The sequence below is a fragment of the Pollutimonas rozaliensis genome (genome assembly GCF_048751585.1).
GTDB lineage: Bacteria > Pseudomonadota > Gammaproteobacteria > Burkholderiales > Burkholderiaceae_B.
Map to the genome: position 1 here is coordinate 316663 of NZ_JAZHOB010000003.1, position 18835 is coordinate 335497.

Annotated in this window: 12 protein-coding genes; 7 read left to right on the top strand and 5 right to left on the bottom strand. The window is 61.6% G+C overall.

The features are described from left to right. Nucleotides 1-133: 133 nt before the first annotated feature. The 6 genes from V0R37_RS07455 (at nucleotide 134) to V0R37_RS07480 (ending at nucleotide 9122) form a co-directional block, all read left to right on the top strand. A complete protein-coding gene (locus tag V0R37_RS07455; protein ID WP_420373923.1) occupies nucleotides 134-1408 on the top strand; it encodes an efflux RND transporter periplasmic adaptor subunit in 1275 nt (424 codons plus the stop codon). Nucleotides 1409-1475: 67 nt separating this feature from the next. Then, nucleotides 1476-4685, top strand: a complete 3210-nt coding sequence (locus tag V0R37_RS07460) for a multidrug efflux RND transporter permease subunit (RefSeq protein ID WP_420373924.1) — start codon at nucleotides 1476-1478, stop codon at nucleotides 4683-4685. Then, nucleotides 4678-6213: an efflux transporter outer membrane subunit gene (locus V0R37_RS07465; RefSeq protein WP_420373925.1), complete on the top strand. Its 1536-nt coding sequence runs from the start codon at nucleotides 4678-4680 to the stop codon at nucleotides 6211-6213. Before V0R37_RS07460 ends, V0R37_RS07465 begins: the two co-directional genes overlap by 8 nt. Before the next feature lie 54 nt (nucleotides 6214-6267). After that, nucleotides 6268-6987: a pyridoxine 5'-phosphate synthase gene (locus tag V0R37_RS07470; RefSeq protein WP_420373926.1), complete on the top strand. Its 720-nt coding sequence runs from the start codon at nucleotides 6268-6270 to the stop codon at nucleotides 6985-6987. Between the two features lie 2 nt (nucleotides 6988-6989). After that, nucleotides 6990-7568: a nitroreductase family protein gene (locus V0R37_RS07475; RefSeq protein ID WP_420373927.1), complete on the top strand. Its 579-nt coding sequence runs from the start codon at nucleotides 6990-6992 to the stop codon at nucleotides 7566-7568. A gap of 114 nt (nucleotides 7569-7682) precedes the next feature. Next, a complete protein-coding gene (locus V0R37_RS07480; protein ID WP_420373928.1) occupies nucleotides 7683-9122 on the top strand; it encodes a dihydrolipoyl dehydrogenase in 1440 nt (479 codons plus the stop codon). A gap of 760 nt (nucleotides 9123-9882) precedes the next feature. On the opposite strand, the gene V0R37_RS07485 is transcribed toward V0R37_RS07480, so the two are convergent. From V0R37_RS07485 to V0R37_RS07505, 5 genes are read right to left on the bottom strand one after another with little or no spacing between them, the layout of a single operon-like run. Continuing rightward, a complete protein-coding gene (locus V0R37_RS07485) occupies nucleotides 9883-10479 on the bottom strand; it encodes an SCO family protein (RefSeq protein ID WP_420373929.1) in 597 nt (198 codons plus the stop codon). Nucleotides 10480-10523: 44 nt separating this feature from the next. Beyond that, nucleotides 10524-12602, bottom strand: coding sequence for a M3 family metallopeptidase (locus V0R37_RS07490; protein ID WP_420373930.1), 2079 nt, complete (start codon nucleotides 12600-12602; stop codon nucleotides 10524-10526). A gap of 8 nt (nucleotides 12603-12610) precedes the next feature. Continuing rightward, complete coding sequence (gene folD / locus V0R37_RS07495; protein WP_420373931.1) at nucleotides 12611-13480, bottom strand: bifunctional methylenetetrahydrofolate dehydrogenase/methenyltetrahydrofolate cyclohydrolase FolD; 870 nt, start codon at nucleotides 13478-13480, stop codon at nucleotides 12611-12613. Further along, entirely contained in the window at nucleotides 13477-14100 is a 624-nt protein-coding gene (locus V0R37_RS07500; protein ID WP_420373932.1) for a response regulator transcription factor, read from the bottom strand. Before V0R37_RS07500 ends, folD begins: the two co-directional genes overlap by 4 nt. After that, the gene (locus V0R37_RS07505) at nucleotides 14097-15854 is read right to left on the bottom strand and encodes a PAS domain-containing sensor histidine kinase (RefSeq protein WP_420373933.1); all 1758 of its coding nucleotides are present in this window, start codon (nucleotides 15852-15854) and stop codon (nucleotides 14097-14099) included. Before V0R37_RS07505 ends, V0R37_RS07500 begins: the two co-directional genes overlap by 4 nt. 259 nt (nucleotides 15855-16113) lie before the next feature. Here V0R37_RS07505 and aceE point away from each other — a divergent pair, with 259 nt between their 5' ends. Continuing rightward, a complete protein-coding gene (aceE, locus tag V0R37_RS07510) occupies nucleotides 16114-18825 on the top strand; it encodes a pyruvate dehydrogenase (acetyl-transferring), homodimeric type (protein ID WP_420373934.1) in 2712 nt (903 codons plus the stop codon). Nucleotides 18826-18835: the final 10 nt, after the last annotated feature.

The following is an 18835-nucleotide window of genomic DNA, read 5'->3' on the forward strand; positions in this document are numbered from 1 at the left end:
GCACATTGAAATATGAACATCTGCTTGCAACTCTGCCGTAGTGCAACATTTCCCTTTATACTCACGCTTTACTAAAAACCAGAATCATTACAGGCGCCATCCCAAGAGGGCGGCGTGCGTATGGGAGTCTCGAATGCCGAACCTTCGCCTGCCGTTCGGGCGGCAAGTCCGCTTTATTGCCTTTTGTTCCCTGGCCATTCTTGCCGCCTGCGGTGAAAAACCGCAGCAGGGCATGGGCGAGATGAAGGTCCCGGTCAGCGTCATCACGGTCGAACCCACCCCGACGGAAATTTTCGTCGAGCTGCCCGGCCGGGTCGAGGCGATCAAGGACGCTCAGATTCGCGCACGCGTGAACGGCATCGTCAACGAAATCAATTTCAAGCAGGGCAGCGACGTCAAAGAAGGGCAGTTGCTCTTCACCATCGATCCCGCTCCATACGTCGCCGCGCGCGATCAGGCGGCGGCGCAATTGAAGAACGCCGAAGCCGACGTTCGCACCGCCCGGCTGTTTGCCCAACGGTATTCCAAGCTGATCAAGGCCAATGCGGTCAGCCGCCAGGAGTACGACAACGCCGTGGCGCAGGCCGGACAGGCCGAGGCCGCCGTTGCCGCGGCCAAGGCCAACCTGAAGGCCGCAGATATCAACCTGGACTACACCAAGATCGTTTCACCGATCGATGGCCGCATCGGCAAATCGCTGGTCACCGAAGGCGCTCTGGTCAGCGCCAGCGCCGCGACGCAAATGGCCACGGTGCAGCAGCTCGATCGCGTTTACGTGGATATCACGCGTTCGACCACGCAACTGGCGCAATTGCGCCGTGCGATGGCGGAAGGAATACTGAAGCAGGCCGGCGATCCGGCCGCGCAAGTGCTGCTTGAAGACGGCAGCCCTTACAAGCACCTGGGCAAGCTGTTGTTTTCCGGCGTAAGCGTGGATCCGACAACGGGCCAGGTCAACCTGCGCGCCGAGTTCGACAACCCCGATCAGATTCTGTTGCCCGGCATGTATGTCCGGGTGCGCCTGCAGCAGGGCGTGGACGAAAAAGCCTTGCTGGTTCCGGAACAAGCCATCCAGCGGACGGCCGATGGCCTGAGCAGCCTGATGGTCGTCAAGGAAGGCAAGGTGCAGCCGGTCGCCGTATCGATAGGCTCGCAAGTGAAAGGCCGCTCCATTATCTACAAGGGCCTGAATCCGGGCGACATGGTGGTCGTGGAAGGTTTCCAGAAGATTCGTCCGGGTGCGGCGGTGCAGCCCATTCCCTGGAAGGGTCCTCAGGCCGCCGGGGGCCAGGCCGATGCGGATAAAGGCGCGGACTCCGGCAAAGCCGGCCCCGCAGCGTCCGAAGGCGATGCAAAAGACAAACCGGCGGGCGATGCATCCGCATCCAAACCCGCCACTCAAGGCTGAGGCTCCCTCAGTCCTGCGGGCCGCGACATGACGGCCCGCTGCGTCAATGCTTATAAAGTGAGCGCACATGCCACAGTTTTTTATTGAACGACCGATTTTCGCCTGGGTGGTAGCCCTGGGAATCACCTTGGCCGGCTTGCTGGCCATTCCCAACATGCCGGTTTCGCAATACCCCGAAGTCGCTCCGCCCGCCATCACGATCAACGCCACCTATCCCGGCGCCTCGGCCGACGATGTGGCCAGTTCTGTTGCCAGCGTTATCGAAAACGAATTGAACGGCGCGAAAGGCCTGCTGTACTACGAATCGGTCAGCGACTCCTATGGCCAGGCCGAGATTACGGTCACCTTCAAACCGGGAACCAACCCCGACCTGGCGCAGGTCGACGTCCAGAACCGGGTGTCCAACATCACCGCCAAGCTGCCCGCCGCCGTGGTGCAGCAGGGCCTGAAGGTGTCGCAAACCAATACCGGCTTCCTGATGGTGGTCACGGTATCGTCGCGCGATGGTTCGCTTAGCGAAACCGCGTTGGCCGACTATATAACGCGCAATATCCAGAACCCGGTATCGCGCGTTCCAGGGGTGGGCAAGTTCCAGCTGTTCGCCGCGGGCCGCGCCATGCGTGTCTGGGTGGATCCGGACAAGCTTACCGGCTTCAAGCTCAGCATGGCCGATGTCAATAACGCCATCGGCCGCCAGAACGTGCTGATATCCGGCGGCATCATGGGTTCGCCTCCCAACCCCGACGCGCAGCGCGTGGCCGCGCCCATCGTGGTGAATGGCCAGCTATCCACTGTTGAAGAATTCAGCAATATCGTGCTGCGCTCCAATGTCGATGGTTCGACTGTGCGGCTGGGCGATGTGGCCCGCGTCGAGGTCGGCGCCGACAACTATCAGTTCGGCGCGCGACTTAATGGCAAGGCCACCGCCGCGTTCGCGATCTCGCTTACGCCCAATGCCAACGCGCTTTCCACGGCGGAAGGCGTAAAGGCGAAGATGGAAGAGCTGTCCGAGTTTTTCCCCGACAACATCACTTATGCCGTTCCGTACGACACCTCTCCTTATGTGGAAGTCTCGATCGAGCAGGTCGTGCATACCCTGCTTGAGGCCATGGTCCTGGTGTTCGTGGTGATGTTCGTCTTCCTGCAGAACGTGCGCTATACGCTGATTCCGGCCCTGGTGGTGCCTGTCGCCATCCTGGGTGCGTTCGCCGTCATGCTGGGCCTGGGCTTTTCGATCAACGTGCTGACCATGTTCGCCATGGTGCTGGCCATCGGCATCCTGGTCGATGACGCCATTGTGGTGGTGGAGAACGTCGAGCGCATCATGGCCGATGAAGGCCTGCCGCCCAAAGAGGCCACCAAGAAAGCCATGCCCCAGATCAGCGGCGCCATCATCGGCATCACGCTGGTGCTGACCACTGTGTTCCTGCCGCTGGCCTTCATGTCGGGGTCGGTCGGGGTCATCTATCGGCAGTTCTCGGTGGCCATGGCGGTATCCATCCTGTTTTCGGCCTTGCTGGCGCTGACCTTTACACCCGCCTTGTGCGCAACCATACTCAAGCCCATACCCAAGGGGCATCACGCCACCAAGAAAGGTTTCTTCGGCTGGTTCAACCGTTCTTTCGATCGCACCACGCAGGGCTACGAGGGCTGGGTGGGCCGCAGCCTGCGGCGCGGCGGACGCATGATGCTGGTGTACCTGGTCCTGGTCATTGCCCTGGGCTGGATGTATTTGCGCCTACCCACGTCTTTCCTGCCCGAGGAAGACCAGGGCTATGTCATCGCCAACATAGAACTGCCCGCGGGATCCACCGCCAACCGGACCGTGGAGATCATCGAACAGGTGGAGCAGTACTTCAGCAAGCTGCCGGAAGTGGCCAACATCATCACCGTCCAAGGCTTCAGCTTCAACGGCAACGGGCTGAATTCGGCCATCGCCTTCGTTCCCTTGAAGGATTTCTCGGAACGCAAGGGGCCTGGCAGCTCGGCTCAGGCCATTTCCGGCCAGGCCATGCAGAAGTTGTTGTTCGGCTTGCCGGACGCCATGGTGTTCTCCATTGTTCCGCCGGCGATTTCCTCGCTGGGCAATGCTTCGGGTTTCGACATGCGCCTTGAGGACCGTGGCGGCATGGGACACGATGCCTTGATGGCCGCCTCCCAGCAGTTGCTGCAAATGGCGTCGCAAAGCCCGGTGCTGGCCCAGACTCGCATCACGGGCCTTGGGCCAGGCGCGCAGCTTAGCCTGACGATCGATCGCGACAAGGCCGCCGCCTTGGGCGTCGATTTCGCGGAAGCGGCGCAGTTGGTGTCCACCGCCATGGGCTCGGCCTATGTCGGCAAGTTCACCAACCAGGGCTGGGTCCAGAACGTATGGGTGCAGGCCGATCAGGGCCATCGCATGGAACCCGACGACGTGTTGAAGCTCAACGCGCGCAACAGCCAGGGCGAGATGGTGCCTTTGTCGTCCTTCGTGTCCTACGAATGGGTGCAGGGTCCGGTGCAGGTCGTGCGCTACAACAGCTACGAATCCGTGCGGATCGGCGGATCGGCGGGCCCGGGCTACTCCACGGGCGAAGCCATGGCCGAAATGGAAAAACTGGTGGAGCAACTGCCGGCCGGATTCGGCGTCGAATGGACCGGCTTGTCGTACCAGGAAATCCAGGCGGGCGGCCAGACCGCCATCCTGCTCAGCCTGGCTGTGCTGGTCGTATTCATGGTGCTGGCTGCCTTGTATGAAAGCTGGGCCATCCCGCTGTCCGTGATGCTTGCGGTTCCGCTGGGCATGTTGGGCGCCGTCGCCATGACCACGGTCATGGGCATGTCCAACGACGTGTACTTCCAGGTGGGCATGATCACGGTGATAGGCCTGGCGGCCAAGAATGCGATTCTTATCGTGGAGTTCGCCAAGGATCTATACGCGACAGGCAATACCAGCCTGATGGCCGCGACGATTGAGGCGGCGCGCTTGCGTTTCCGGCCCATCCTGATGACTTCTTTTGCCTTCATCCTGGGTGTGTTGCCGCTTGCCTTGGCGACCGGAGCCGGAGCGGCCAGCCAGAATGCCGTGGGCCTGGGCGTTCTGGGCGGCATGCTGGCGGCTACCCCGTTGGCCGTCCTTTTCGTACCCGCCTTTTTCGTAGTCGTGCTGACCTTGTTCAAGGTCAGGCCCGACAAGCTGTTGGGCGGGCATGTGCCGCATGCGGTACACGATGACGGCCGCCAGGCTGCCTCACACACGGAGCCCCACGCCGACAAGACGGGGGATAAGCATGAATAACCGCCTTTTCCATCGAGCCGCCTTGCCGGCGCTGATCATGCTGGCGCTGGCCGGATGCTCGCTGGCGCCCAAATACGAGCGTCCCGAAGCGCCGGTGCCGGCCCAGTATCCCGACGCTTCCGCTGTCAACAACAGCGGGCCGAATAGCGCCCAGACCGTTGCGCCGAATGCCCAAACCAGCTCCGACCTGGGCTGGAGCGAGTTTTTCAGCGATCCCAGGCTGAAATCCCTGATCAGCCTGGCGCTGGCCAATAATCGCGACATGCGCATCGCCGTCGAGCGGGTGCAGGAGGCCAGGGCGCAATACGGCATCGCCGACAGCGACCGCTATCCCACGCTGGGCGTGGGCGGCAATGCGCAGATCACGCGCAACCCCGAGAACCTGCGCATGAACGGCGCGCAATCCGAAAGCGTGACCCGCTACTACCAGGCGGGCGTGGGCATGACGGCTTTCGAGCTGGATTTTTTCGGACGCGTAAAGAACTTGTCCGAAGCGGCGTATCAACAATACCTGGCCACGGCACAGGCGCGCCGGACGGTGCATATCAACCTGGTGTCCCAGGTGGCGGAGGCCTATTTCCGCCTGCGCACGGCCGAGCAGCTGGATGTCCTGATGCGCAATACCCTGCAATCCAGGGAAAACACCATGTCCCTGGTGCAGGCGCGCTACGACGCGGGCGTCGCATCGGCGCTGGATTTGAATCAGGCGCGCGGGCAGTTGGATACGGTGCGGGCGGATCTGGCCAGCATCCAGCGGGCGCAGTCGCAGGCGCGCAATGCCTTGCATCTGCTGCTGGGCGCGCAGCCGCCGGCCGACCTGCCCAAGCCTGCGATCTTCGGACGCGACCAGGTGCTTGCGGCCATACCGGTGGGCCTGCCGTCCGAGCTGCTGACCCGGCGGCCCGACATCCTTGGCGCCGAAAATGCCTTGCTATCGGCCAATGCCAATGTGGGTGCGGCGCGCGCGGCGTTCTTCCCCAATATCTCCATCACCGGCCTGCTGGGATTCGCCAGTCCTCAATTGGGCGGTCTGTTCGGTTCGGGCCAGCGTTTCTGGCAGTTTTCCCCACAGTTGCAGGTGCCGATTTTTTCGGGCGGCGTGAGCGGCAATCTTGATCTGGCCAAGGCCAGGAAGAACATTGCCGTCGCGCAATACGAAAAAACCATACAGACGGCATTCCGCGAAGTGGCCGACGCCCTGGCCGGGGAAGCCACCTATTCAGGTCAGTTGGATGCGCTTCGTTCCTTGCAGGCCTCGGCATCCGAAAGCCTCAAGCTGGCGCAACTGCGCTACGAAACCGGCATAGACAGCTTCCTGCAAGTCCAGAATGCGGAAGTCGATCTGTATACGACGCAGCGCAACCTGCTGCAGACCGGCATGGACTCTTTGCTGAATCGCGTAGAGCTGTACAAGGCGCTGGGCGGCGGCTGGCTTCAGGATTCAGCCGCCGCCTTGCCCTCCGGCACGGCGGATACGCTGGCCGGCAGTACCGGCGGCCAGCAGGCTGCCGGGACAACGAGCCAATAAAAGGTAATAATAGGGGAGAAGCTTTTTACCGGTAACGAAGGGGTGTGCATCGAAATGATTGAATTGGGCGTAAATATTGATCATGTTGCCACCCTGCGCCAGCAGCGCTTCACCTCTTATCCCGATCCCATCCAGGCCGCCTTGCGGGCCGAGGATGCGGGTGCGGACGTCATTACCTTGCACCTGCGCGAAGACCGCCGCCATATCCAGGATGCCGACGTTATCGCATTGCGCCCGCTCTTGCGTACCCGCATGAACCTGGAATGCGCGGTAACCGCCGAAATGCTGGGCATTGCCTGCAAGATCCGCCCACAGGACGTTTGCCTGGTGCCGGAAAAGCGCAGCGAGCTAACCACGGAAGGCGGGCTGGACGTTCTGGGGCAATTCGATGCCGTACAGCAAGCTGTGACCCAATTGCATGATGCGGGCGTGCGGGTTTCGCTGTTCATCGATCCCGAAGCCGATCAGATCGAGGCTGCTCAACGAGCCGGAGCCACAGTCATCGAGCTTCATACCGGCGCCTATTCCGATGCGCCGAACGCCTCGGCCGCCGATGCCGAGCTTGAGCGCTTGCGCGGCGCCGTGGCGCAAGGAGTGGGCATGGGAATGCGTGTCAATGCGGGCCATGGCCTGCATTACGAGAATGTCCAATCCATCGTGGCCATGCCCGGCATAGCCGAACTTAATATTGGACACGCCATCGTGGCGCGCGCGGTATTCGACGGATGGGAGAAGGCCGTGCGCGACATGAAGGCGCTGCTTAGAAAAGGATGAAAATGTCTGTTGTTGCACCTATCGATTACCTGCTGTCCCGACGTTCCGTTAAATTCGTGCAGGCTCCCGGCCCTTCGGAAGGCGAGCTGGCGCAAATCCTGCAATCGGCCATGTCGGCGCCCGACCACGGGCAACTGCGGCCCTGGCGTTTTTCCCTGATACGCGGCGACGCAATAGGGCGCTTGGCCGACATGGCGCTGGACGCCGTCAAGGCGGCCGGCTTGCCCCTGACTCCCGAGAAGGAAGCCAGCAACCGGCGCTGGCTGGACAAAGTCCCCTTGCTGATTGCCATTGCCTGCAAGCTGGACCATGCGAACACCAAGATTCCCGAACAAGAGCGGGTTCTCGCCACCGGCGCCGCCGTCACCAACATACTGAATGCCGCTCACATGCTGGGTTATTCCGCATACTGGAGTACGGGCTTGGGTACCTACATCGACGAGGTCGGCGAAGCGTTGGGTTTCGATAGCCTGGACTACCATTTCATGGGCTTTGTTTCGATCGGTACGCCTATCAATCCGCCGGCGGAGCTCCAGCGTCCCGACTATCGCCAGTTCGTCACGGAGTGGCAGGGCGCTTAGATCTGCTTTTCCGCCGGACGGCCTGCGCCGGCCGCTTCCGGTATCCGATCGACATCGCTTGCACGGACTGGCGGCCCAGCCGGCCGCCGTTCCTCTTGACTGGAGTATCTGGAAATGAAGCTGCTGAAAACGGATGTGGCAATTATCGGAGCCGGCACCGCCGGCCTGTCGGCCTATCGCGCGGTCAAGTCGGCAGGGCTCAACGCTGTCCTGATCGAGGGCGGGCCGTACGGCACCACTTGCGCCCGGGTCGGCTGCATGCCCTCGAAACTGCTTATTGCCGCGGCCGAGGCGGCGCATACGGCGGCATCGGCGCAACCCTTTGGCGTTCATATCGACGGCACGATTCGCATCGACGGGGCCCAGGTCATGGACCGGGTCAAGCGCGAACGCGATCGTTTCGTGGGTTTCGTGCTGGAAAGCGTGGATGGCATGCCGGCCGGCGACAAGATTGCCGGCCATGCGCGGTTCATTTCCGATACGGTGCTGCATGTCGACGATCACACCGAGATCCAGGCGTCCCGCGTGGTGATCGCTGCGGGATCGTCGCCCGTCGTGCCCGAATCCTACAAAATCCTGGGCGATCGCGTCGTCGTCAACGACAACGTATTCGAATGGAACGATCTTCCACGCAGCGTCATGGTGGTGGGTGCCGGAGTCATCGGATTGGAATTGGGCCAGGCACTGGCGCGATTGGGCGTCAAGACCTGCATCGTGAACCGCAGCGGCAACGTGGGCGGACTGACCGACCCGGAGGTCAGGGCCAGCGCGCTGGCCGCCTTCCAGTCGGAGCTGGACTTGCGTTTGAACACGCAGATCGTCGCGGTGCGCCGCGTGGACGATCAGGTCGAAGTGCGCTTCCAGACGGCGGGCCAGCCGGAGGCGACCGAGAGATACGATTACTTGCTGGTGGCGGCTGGCCGGCGGCCCAATGTCGGCGGGCTGGGCCTGGAGAATACGACGGTCAAGCTGGACAAGGAAGGCATGCCTGAATACGACGCGGCCACCTTGCAACTGGGGTCGGCGCCCATTTTCATTGCCGGCGATGTCAACGGGATTTTGCCATTGCTGCACGAGGCCGCCGACGATGGACGCATAGCGGGCGAAAACGCCGCTTCGTATCCCCAGGTCAATCCCGGAAAGCGCCGCGCTCCGATGGCCGTGGTGTTCTCGGACCCGCAATTGGCGCAGGCCGGCTTGCGGTTCAAGGAACTGCCCAAGCAGTGCGTGGCTTTCGGCGAGGTCGATTTTGCAAATCAGGGCCGGTCGCGGGTTATGCTGAAGAATCGCGGCAAGTTGCGGGTTTATGTCCATAAGGACGGCGGGCGATTCCTGGGGGCCGAGATGGCGGGGCCGGGCATGGAGCACATCGCCCATTTGCTGGCCTGGGCGGTGCAGCAGGAGCTGACGGTTTCTCAGATGCTGGAGATGCCGTTCTATCATCCGGTGGTCGAGGAGGGCTTACGGACGGCGCTTAGGGAAGCGGCCAAGCATCAGGTGGAGGCGAAGCTGCACGATGTGTGCAAGGAGGAGCAGGCGGTCAACGCCAATTGACGCGCCGGCTTCTGGTTTGCTGTCCATCAGGGTTGCGTCAACTGTTTGCTACCGCTGGCTTTCTCGGACATATCGTTCTTGTAGGTGTCTTTCGCGTACACGCGGACGGGGTGGGGGTGAAGGCCGTTGGGCCCGCGTGACCGGTTCGGCGCCCAGCGCGCCGAACACCGCTTAGCGTGGCTCGTCCGCCCATTCGGGCTCCCTTCGCCTACCGCTCGCTCGGCCCCGAAGGGCCCGCCGTCCTCCACCGCCACCCCGTCCGCTGCATTTCAGAATAACGCCCGGCCTGTCGGGACGTTTGGCGTGCTTGGCCTTTTTGCGGTTGGCCGGTTCTGGCCGGGACAGGTAGCGCGCTCGCCCTGGCGCGGCCCGCCTGCCGGGCCGCTTGGGGCCTCGGGCAATATAAGGCTGCGGCCATACGGTTGACTGCGGCGATTCGCATTGAATTTATGCAGTGCGATGGGCCTTGGGTGGCGGGCCGGGCGACTTACGGGGCCGAGCGAGTCGTAGGCGAAGGGAGCCCGTATGGGCGGACGAGCAAGACGATGCGGTGTTCGGCGCGGCGGCGCCGAACCGGTCACGTGGAGCTGGACCGCTACCCAAGACCCGTCGCACGTCAAAAATAAGCAAACAGCCGCTAAAACAAACAGCCGCTAAGGCAAACAGCGGCTCAAGCAAGCAGCCGTTCAAACAGAAAGGGCGTGCACGCCGCACGCCCCCATAAGCACCTGGCGCCCGCTCGCGCCAGTAAGCAAATTCGTTAACCCTTGCCCAGCAGCGTCTTCACGCCCGCGGTCAGGACTTCCACCGATTCCGTATCCGCCGCCAGATAACGCGCGCGTCCCTGCGCGTCGAAGATATAAACCCCCCGGCTGTGAGCCACCTCGTAGTTCTCCGGATCGTCACCCTTGGGCTTCTCGATCTGGTAAGCCACCCGGTAGCGCCGCGCCACATCGGCCACCTGCTTTTCCGTACCGGTCAGGCCTATGGCATTGCTATCGAAAGCGCGCACGTAGGCTTGCAGGATTTCCGGCGTATCGCGATGCGGATCCACACTGACGAACAGGATACGCACCTTGGCCGCGTCGTCGCCCAGTTCCTCCATCACCTGCGACAGCTGCGCCATGGTCGTGGGGCAGACATCGGGGCAGCTTGCATAGCCGAAGAACATCAATACCGTCCTGCCCTTGAAGTCGTCCTGCGTCACGGCTTTTCCGCCAGCGCCTTCCAGCGTGAAACGCAGATCGGGCAGAAAGCCGCGCACATTGTGCAAGGCCGTTTCGGTCTGCGCCGCAGCGGCGAACGACAGGACTAAGGTGCAGGCCAGGCCCAGCAGAAATCGGTACAGGTTACGCATGACGGACTAAATCGTTGAATGGCGGGCAGAAGCGCTACAGGACATTATAGGTTCGATTCTTCGGCCAGGCCGCTATGGCGCAGCAGCGCGTCGATGGAAGGCGGGCGGCCGCGGAAGGCCTGGAACGATTCGGCGGCGGGACGCGATCCCCCCACGGCCAGGATCTCCTTCAGGAAACGCTGGCCGGTGGCGGCGTTCAGCGTCTCGCGGGGCTGGCCGGGCGGCGTGGCGCCGGCGCTTTCCTCGAAGGCCGAATAGGCATCTGCGGACAGGACTTCGGCCCATTTGTAGCTGTAGTAGCCGGCCCCGTAGCCCCCTGCGAACAGATGGGAGAAATTATGAGGGAAACGATGCCAGGCAGGCGGAAACAGCACGGCGACTTCCTTGCGCACCTGGTTCAAGGTGTCCAGCACCGCCTGGATGGACAAGCCCTGCGCCTGATGATGGATGCTCATGTCGAATAGCGAGAACTCCACCTGCCGCAGCATCTGCATGCCGCTTTGGAAATTGCGGGCGGCCAGCAGTTTGTCGTAGAGCGCGCGCGGCAGCGGACTGCCTGTTTCCGCATGGGATGACAGGGCTTGGACCACGGACCATTCCCAGCAGAAATTCTCCATGAATTGGGACGGAAGTTCGATGGCGTCCCATTCGACGCTGGCGAATGCCGAGGCGCCCGGTTCATCGACCTGCGAAAGCAGGGCGTGCAGGGCGTGGCCGCTTTCGTGAAACAGGGTAATGACATCGTCGTGAGTGAGCAGCGCCGGTTTGCCGTTATGCGGCCTGGAAAAATTGCAGGTCAGGTAGACGACGGGAGTCTGCAGCGCGCCGGCGGTCTTGCGGCGATTGCGCTCGCTGTCCACCCAGGCGCCGCTTTGCTTGCCTTGACGCGAATACAGGTCGATATACAGGGTTCCGACCACTTGCCCGGCCGACACGGCCTCCAGCGCCTGCGCATCGGGATGCCAGGTTGGCGCAACGCTTGGGCGCAGCGTGACATTGAAGAGTTTTTCAACGACCTGGAACAAGCCTTTCAGCACTTGAGGCTCGGTGAAGTATTGCTTGATCTCCTCTTCGGAGTACGCGTAGCGCTCTTCGCGCAGGCGCTCGGATGCGAAGGCGATGTCCCAGGGCTCCAGCTCGTTCAGGCCGAGCTTTTCGCGGGCGAAGTCCTGCAGTTGGGCCAGATCGCGGGTCGCATAGGGCTTGGCCTTCAAGGCCAGGTCCTTCAGGAATTCCAGCACCTGCCCGGCGGTATCGGCCATGCGCGTTTCCAGCCGCAGGTCGGCAAAGCTGGTATAGCCCAGCAGGGCGGCTTCCTCGGCGCGCAAGGCCAGCAGTTGTTCGATAAGGGCCGAGTTGTCCAATGCCGGATCGCCTTGCTCGGAGGCAACGGTCGAATAGGCTTTATACATTTCCTGGCGCAAAGAGCGATCTTGCGCATACTGCATCACAGGAAGATAGCAGGGCATTTTCAGTACCAGCTTCCAGCCGGCCATTTCGTCGGCTTGCGCGGCCGATCTTGCCGCGCCCACCACATCGGCCGGCAAGCCGGCAAGGCGCGATTCATCGGTCACATGCAAGGACCAGCGATCGACGGAGTCCAGCACGTTTTCGGAGAACTTCTGCGAGGCTTGCGCCTGCTGGTCGGAAATGCGGGCATAGCGCGTACGCTGTTCACCTTGAAGTTCGACGCCGCTCAGGCGAAAGTCGCGCAATGCCAGCTCGATAACGCGCCGGCGCACGGGCGACAGTTGCGCGAAGCCGGCGGATGCGCCCAGGCGCTTGTATTGCGCGTACAGGCCTTCGTGCAGGCCGACCCAGGTGGAAAACTCGGTGACCAGCGGCAGGCACTGGTTGTAGGCAGTGCGCAGCTCGGGCGTGTTGACCACGGCATTCAGGTGCCCCGCCACCGACCAGGCGCGCCACAGTTTTTCGGACGCGTCTTCCAGCGGTTCTATGATGGCTTCCCAGGTGTCGGGAAGGGATGGATCGGCGCTGCGCTCCACTGCAGCCCGGGTTTCGTCGATCAAGGCGGTGATCGCCGGCTCGATGTGTTCGGGCCTGACCTCGGAGTAATCGATAAGGGACGAAATCGGGGACAGCAGGGGGTTCTTCTGGGACATTGCTACGCTTATTGAGTTACGGGGACTTGCACGGCGCTGCGCTCAGCGGCTTCCAGGGTATTGACCAGCAGCATGGCGATGGTCATGGGGCCGACGCCGCCGGGTACCGGGGTGATGGCGCTTGCCACCTTGCGCGCCGATTCGAAATCGACATCGCCAACCAGCTTGCCTTGTTCGTTGCGATTGATGCCGACGTCAATGACGACCGCGCCGGGCTTGATCATGTCGCCGGTCACCATGCCGGGCTTGCCGGTGGCCACCACCAGCACGTCCGCGCGCCGGGTCTGGGCGCCCAGATCGCGGGTCTTCGAATTGCACAGGGTGACGGTGGCGCCCGCGGCCAGCATGAGCATGGCCATGGGCTTGCCCACGATGTTGCTGGCGCCGACCACGACGGCTTCCGCTCCCCACAGCGAGACGTTCTCGGATTCCAGCATCTTCATGATGCCGTAGGGCGTGCAGGGCCGGAACAGCGGTTGCCCGGTCATGAGCAGGCCGGCATTGCTGATGTGGAAGCCATCGACATCCTTGCCGGCGGCAATGGTTTCGATGACCTTGCTGGAATTCATGTGTTTGGGCAGCGGCAGCTGCACCAATATGCCATGCACCGAGGCGTCGTGATTCAGGTCGCGCACGAGGTCCAGCAACTGTTCTTCGCCGATGTCGGCGGCCAGGCGTATGACGCGCGAATGCAGGCCGGCCTTTTCGCAGGCAGCCGCCTTGTTGCGCACATAGACTTGCGAAGCGGGGTCTTCGCCGACAAGCACCACGGCCAGGCCAGGGGTGATTCCGCGCGCCTTGAGTTCGTCCACGCGCTGGCTGACTTGCGCCTTTACCTGATCGGAAAGCGCCTTGCCGTCGATGATGCGTGCCGTCATGCGGCACCTTCTTTGGTCAGTGCGATCTTCATCAGATCGGCCACTGTGGTGACTTCAAGCTTTTCCATGATGTTGGCGCGATGGGCCTCGACCGTCTTGATGCTGATGTTCAGGTCGCCCGCGATCTGCTTGTTCAGGCGGCCGGCCACAATGCGTTCCAGCACCTGTTGTTCGCGCGAGGTCAGGCGGCTAAGGACGGCCTGATGGTTTCTTTGGGCTTGCGCCTGGCTTACGCGTTCGCCAGCCTGTTCCAGCATGCGGGCGACGATGGTGCGCAAATCCGTTTCATTGAAAGGTTTTTCCAGAAAATCGACGGCGCCTTTTTTCATGGTCGAGACGGCCATGGGCACGTCGCCGTGGCCGGTGATGAACACAATGGGCAAGGGCGCCTGGCGTGCGATAAGTTCTTCTTGCAATTCCAGGCCGCTCATGCCGGGCATGCGCACGTCGGCGATAAGCACGCCGACCTGATCGGGCTCGTATGCATTCAGAAACTCTTCCGCACCGCTGAAGCCGCGCACCTTGTACCCGTTGGCTTCCAGCAGCCAGCGCAGGGAATCACGTACGGCTTCGTCGTCATCGACGATAAAAATGGTATTCGGTGCTTGAGGTGTAGTCATGCAGGCAACTCCTGGGTGTCTTCGGTCGTGCTCGAGGCTTGTGGCCCCGCACAGGGCAGAGTGAAACGGAAAATGGTGCCCCCATCGGGGTTGGGATCGGCCCAGAGGCGGCCATGGTGCGATTCAATAATAGTACGGCAGATATTGAGCCCCATGCCCAGGCCTTCCGATTTTGTACTATAAAACGGTTCGAACAGGCGCTCGGGATCTTTCAGGCCATGGCCGCGGTCAATGACCGCGATCTCGATCAGGGGGGCCTGATCGGTGATGATCAGGTGCAGAACCCGGTACTCGCTTTTCTCCATGGCTTCTATGCCATTTTTGAGCAGGTTCAATAATACCTGCTCGATAAGGATGGGATCGGCCAGCACGTCGGGCAAAGGCTCGGGCAAGTGCAGTTCGATGTCGATCTGGCGCTTGCGGGCATCGATATCGGCAAAGCCCACGGCATTGTCGATAATGCGCTTGATGGGGACACGCTGGCGGCGGGGTTCGCTGCGTTTGACGAATTCGCGTATGCGGCTGATGATCTTGCCCGCGCGCTCGGCCTGACCGGCCGCTTTTTCCAGGGCCTCCAGCAGGCGTTCCGGATTGGCATTGCCCAATTTGAGCATGGCCACCGCACCCATGCTGTAGTTGCTGATGGCGGTAAGCGGCTGGTTCAGCTCATGCGCCAGCGACGAAGCCATTTCGCCCATGGTGGTCAGGCGGCTGGTGAGCTGGATTTTTTCCTGCTGCACCCGCGAGGCCTCTTCGTGCGTGCGCCGTTCGGTGATATCGCGGGCGACCTGCAGGCGAACGCGCCGGCCGTCCGTCCAGGCCAGGATGCGATGGTGAACCTCGAACCAGCGCTGCGCCGAGTCCGAAAATATTTCGACCGTTTCATCGGTGAAGCGGCCCAGCCGGCCGCCCAGCAGCTCGCCGTGTCCATTGGACTGGGCCCCGAAGAAGCGGCGGTAGGTGCGATTGGCGAACAGAAGCTCCAGTCCGTCGGACGTGTCCGCCACCACCGAGATGGCATCGTCCAGGCCTTCGAGCACCGTCATGAAGCGCTCATGGGCGGCGGTCAACGCTTCGCGTATGCGCTTGGGCTCGGTGATGTCCGTCATGGACGTCATCCAGCCTATCTGTTCCCCATTGGGGTCGCGCAGCGGGGACACATACATGCGCGCGGTAAAGCGGGAGCCGTCGCGTCGCTGGGCCTCGACTTCCAGTCCGCTGCTGGGCGTGCGGCCCGACAGAAGGATGTCCAGCGTTTCCTGATGTTGGGCATGGCGGCCCGGCAGCCAGTAGGGAAAGGGAGTGGTGCGGCCGATAAGGTCGGCCTCGTTCCAGCCTATCATGCGGCAGAAAGCCGGGTTTACGTAGGCGATGCGCCCATGCATGTCGAATACGCGCATGCCGGTGGACATGGAATTTTCCATGGCCCGGCGAAAGCCCGTTTCGGCGATCAGCGCCGCCTCGGCCCGGGTGCGGAAGCGCGTATAGCGCCATAGCGCCAGCAGGCTGAGCACGATCACGCACGATAGAGCGACCACGACCATGATCAGGCGCTGTTGCCGCGTCTCCTGGTCGATGGTCACGAACATGACGCTATCGTTATGCAATTGCTGCAGCCATATGAAAACGCCCATGACGCACAGATACAGGACCAGGACGATAACGGGCGTTAGCCAATAGAAACCGCGGCGGGTGTTATTGGCTTGATCGTAAAACGTGGTCGGAATCAGGGATTTTTTGGAGTGGCTCGCCATGTCTCTGTAATTAGCGCATATCTATGCATTGCGCATTTTAGACCGTAACAGCCTGGTATATTTTTCGCATTATGAAAACTCATATCATAAAATGAAATATTGCTTGAATATAGCGCGGGTCTTTCCTAGAATTGGGAAGCTCGCCTGGCGCAACCCTTATAACAAAGCTACGTCCGCATCGATCCGGTATCGGGTATAACGTGACTATAGGGTAGCTTGCCGGTATCCGGATTCCACTTTCATAAACAGGAGACAGTAAATGTCCTCTCTTGAACAAGTCAGCACAACGGCAAACGCCATGGACGATGAAGCACTTGAGACCCAGGAATGGCTGGAGGCGCTCGAAGCCGTGCTTGATCGCGAAGGCCCTGATCGCGCCCACTTCCTGCTTGAGCGCCTGATCGACCTTGCGCGGCGTTCAGGAGCTCACATTCCGTTTTCGCCGAATACCGCCTACGTCAACACCATACCGCCGGGGCTGGAACCCGCGCATCCGGGCAACATCGTGCTCGAGGAGCGCATCCGCTCCTATGTGCGCTGGAACGCAATGGCCATGGTCGTCAAGGCCAACAGCCATAATCCGCCCGACGGCGGCAATCTGGGCGGCCATATTGCGTCGTTCGCTTCGCTGGCCACCATGATAGGCTGCGGCCAGAACCACTTCTGGCACGCCGAAAGCGAAGGCCACGGCGGCGACCTGGTGTATTTCCAGGGACACTCCTCGCCCGGCATCTATGGCCGCGCTTACCTGGAAGGCCGCCTGACGGAAGACCAGCTGAACAATTTCCGCCAGGAAGTCGATGGCCATGGACTTCCTTCGTATCCTCACCCCAAGCTCATGCCGGATTTCTGGCAGTTCCCCACCGTGTCCATGGGGCTGGGCCCATTGATGGCGATCTATCAGGCCCGCTTCCTTAAATACCTGCATGCGCGCGGCATTGCCGACACCAGCAACCGCAAGGTCTGGGTGTTTTGCGGCGACGGCGAAATGGACGAACCCGAATCCCTGGGCGCCATCAGTCTGGCCTCGCGCGAGAAGCTCGACAACCTGATCTTTGTCATCAACTGCAACCTTCAGCGCCTTGATGGCCCGGTGCGCGGCAACGGCAAGATCATCCAGGAACTCGAAGGCGATTTTCGCGGCAGCGGCTGGAATGTCATCAAGCTTATCTGGGGCGGCTATTGGGATCCTCTTCTGGCGCGCGACAAGGAAGGCATTTTGCGCCGTGTCATGGAAGAATCCGTCGACGGCGAATACCAGGCCTACAAGGCGCACGACGGCAAGTTCGTGCGCGAGAATTTCTTCGGCAAGCATCCCAAGCTGCTTGAGATGGTCAGCCGCATGAGCGACGACGATGTCTGGCGCCTGAATCGCGGCGGCCACGATCCCTACAAGGTGTACGCGGCGTTCAAGTCGGCATCCGATCACAAGGGCCAGCCCACCGTCATCCTGGCCAAGACCATCAAGGGCTACGGTATGGGCCATGTCGGCCAGGCCAAGAATCCATCCCACCAGCAGAAGAAGCTGGACATCGACTCGGTACGCGAATTCCGCGACCGCTTCAATATTCCCGTCCCCGACGACAAGCTCGAACAGCTGCCGTATTTCAAGCCGTCCGATGACTCGCCCGAAATGAAGTACCTGCACGAACGCCGCAAGGCGCTGGGCGGCTATCTGCCGCATCGCCGCCAAAAGGCTGACGAGCATTTGCATGCTCCGGCCCTGGAGGCTTTCAAGGCCGTGCTGGAGCCCACCGCCGAAGGCCGTGAAATCTCCACGACGCAGGCTTTCGTGCGCATCCTGAATCAGATTCTGCGCGACAAGGAGCTCAGCCCGCGCGTCGTGCCCATCCTGGCCGACGAGTCGCGCACTTTCGGCATGGAGGGCCTGTTCCGCCAGATCGGCATTTATGCGCCGGAAGGGCAGAAGTACACGCCGGTCGACAAAGACCAGGTCATGTACTACCGCGAGACCGAGAACGGCCAGCTGCTTCAGGAAGGCATCAACGAAGCGGGCGCCTTCAGCTCATGGATGGCCGCGGCAACGTCGTATTCGACGAACAACCGCATCATGATTCCGTTCTACATCTATTACTCGATGTTCGGGTTCCAGCGCATCGGCGATCTGGCCTGGGCGGCGGGTGACATGCAGGCGCGCGGCTTCCTGCTGGGCGGCACGGCGGGGCGCACGACCCTGAACGGCGAAGGCCTGCAGCATGAAGACGGCCATAGTCACATCATGTCCGCCCTGATCCCGAATTGCGTTTCCTACGATCCCACCTTCGGGCACGAGCTGGCCGTCATCATCCAGGACGGTCTGCGACGCATGGTCGAAAACCAGGAGAGCGTGTATTACTACATCACGGTCATGAATGAAAACTACGCGCAGCCCGGCCTGAAGAAGGGCGACGAAGAAGGAATCATTCGCGGGATGTACAAGTTCAAGTCGGTGGGCGACGCCAAGAAGCCGCGCGTGCAGCTCATGGGTTCGGGCACGATTTTGCGCGAGGTCCTGGCCGCCCAGGAAATGCTGGAAAACGATTGGGGCGTCGGCTCCGATCTCTGGAGCGTGACTAGTTTCACCGAGCTGCGCCGCGACGGACTGGATTGCGAGCGCCACAGCCTGCTGAACCCCGAAGACAAAAAGGCGCCCGTGCCTTACGTCACGAAGCAATTGGAAGGCACCTCCGGCCCCATCGTCGTATCGACCGATTACGTCAAGGCCTATGGCGACCAGATCCGCCCCTTCGTACCCAAGGGCCGCAATTTCAAGGTGTTGGGCACCGACGGTTTCGGCCGCTCCGATTTCCGCTCCAAGCTGCGCGAGCACTTCGAGATCGACCGGCGCTTCGTGGTGCTGGCGGCATTGCGCGGTCTGGCGGAAGAAGGTCAATTGCCGCTTGCCAAGGTGTCCGAAGCCATCAAGAAGTATGGCATCAATACCAATAAAGCCAACCCGCATCACGCTTAATCAGGGGACA

Excerpts from the sequence above, each read along its gene's own strand:
- V0R37_RS07455 (WP_420373923.1), top strand. The coding sequence starts at position 134 with ATGCCGAACCTTCGCCTGCCGTTCGGGCGGCAAGTCCGCTTTATTGCC.
- V0R37_RS07460 (WP_420373924.1), top strand. The coding sequence starts at position 1,476 with ATGCCACAGTTTTTTATTGAACGACCGATTTTCGCCTGGGTGGTAGCC.
- V0R37_RS07465 (WP_420373925.1), top strand. The coding sequence starts at position 4,678 with ATGAATAACCGCCTTTTCCATCGAGCCGCCTTGCCGGCGCTGATCATG.
- V0R37_RS07470 (WP_420373926.1), top strand. The coding sequence starts at position 6,268 with ATGATTGAATTGGGCGTAAATATTGATCATGTTGCCACCCTGCGCCAG.
- V0R37_RS07475 (WP_420373927.1), top strand. The coding sequence starts at position 6,990 with ATGTCTGTTGTTGCACCTATCGATTACCTGCTGTCCCGACGTTCCGTT.
- V0R37_RS07480 (WP_420373928.1), top strand. The coding sequence starts at position 7,683 with ATGAAGCTGCTGAAAACGGATGTGGCAATTATCGGAGCCGGCACCGCC.
- V0R37_RS07485 (WP_420373929.1), bottom strand. The coding sequence starts at position 10,479 with ATGCGTAACCTGTACCGATTTCTGCTGGGCCTGGCCTGCACCTTAGTC.
- V0R37_RS07490 (WP_420373930.1), bottom strand. The coding sequence starts at position 12,602 with ATGTCCCAGAAGAACCCCCTGCTGTCCCCGATTTCGTCCCTTATCGAT.
- folD (WP_420373931.1), bottom strand. The coding sequence starts at position 13,480 with ATGACGGCACGCATCATCGACGGCAAGGCGCTTTCCGATCAGGTAAAG.
- V0R37_RS07500 (WP_420373932.1), bottom strand. The coding sequence starts at position 14,100 with ATGACTACACCTCAAGCACCGAATACCATTTTTATCGTCGATGACGAC.
- V0R37_RS07505 (WP_420373933.1), bottom strand. The coding sequence starts at position 15,854 with ATGGCGAGCCACTCCAAAAAATCCCTGATTCCGACCACGTTTTACGAT.
- aceE (WP_420373934.1), top strand. The coding sequence starts at position 16,114 with ATGTCCTCTCTTGAACAAGTCAGCACAACGGCAAACGCCATGGACGAT.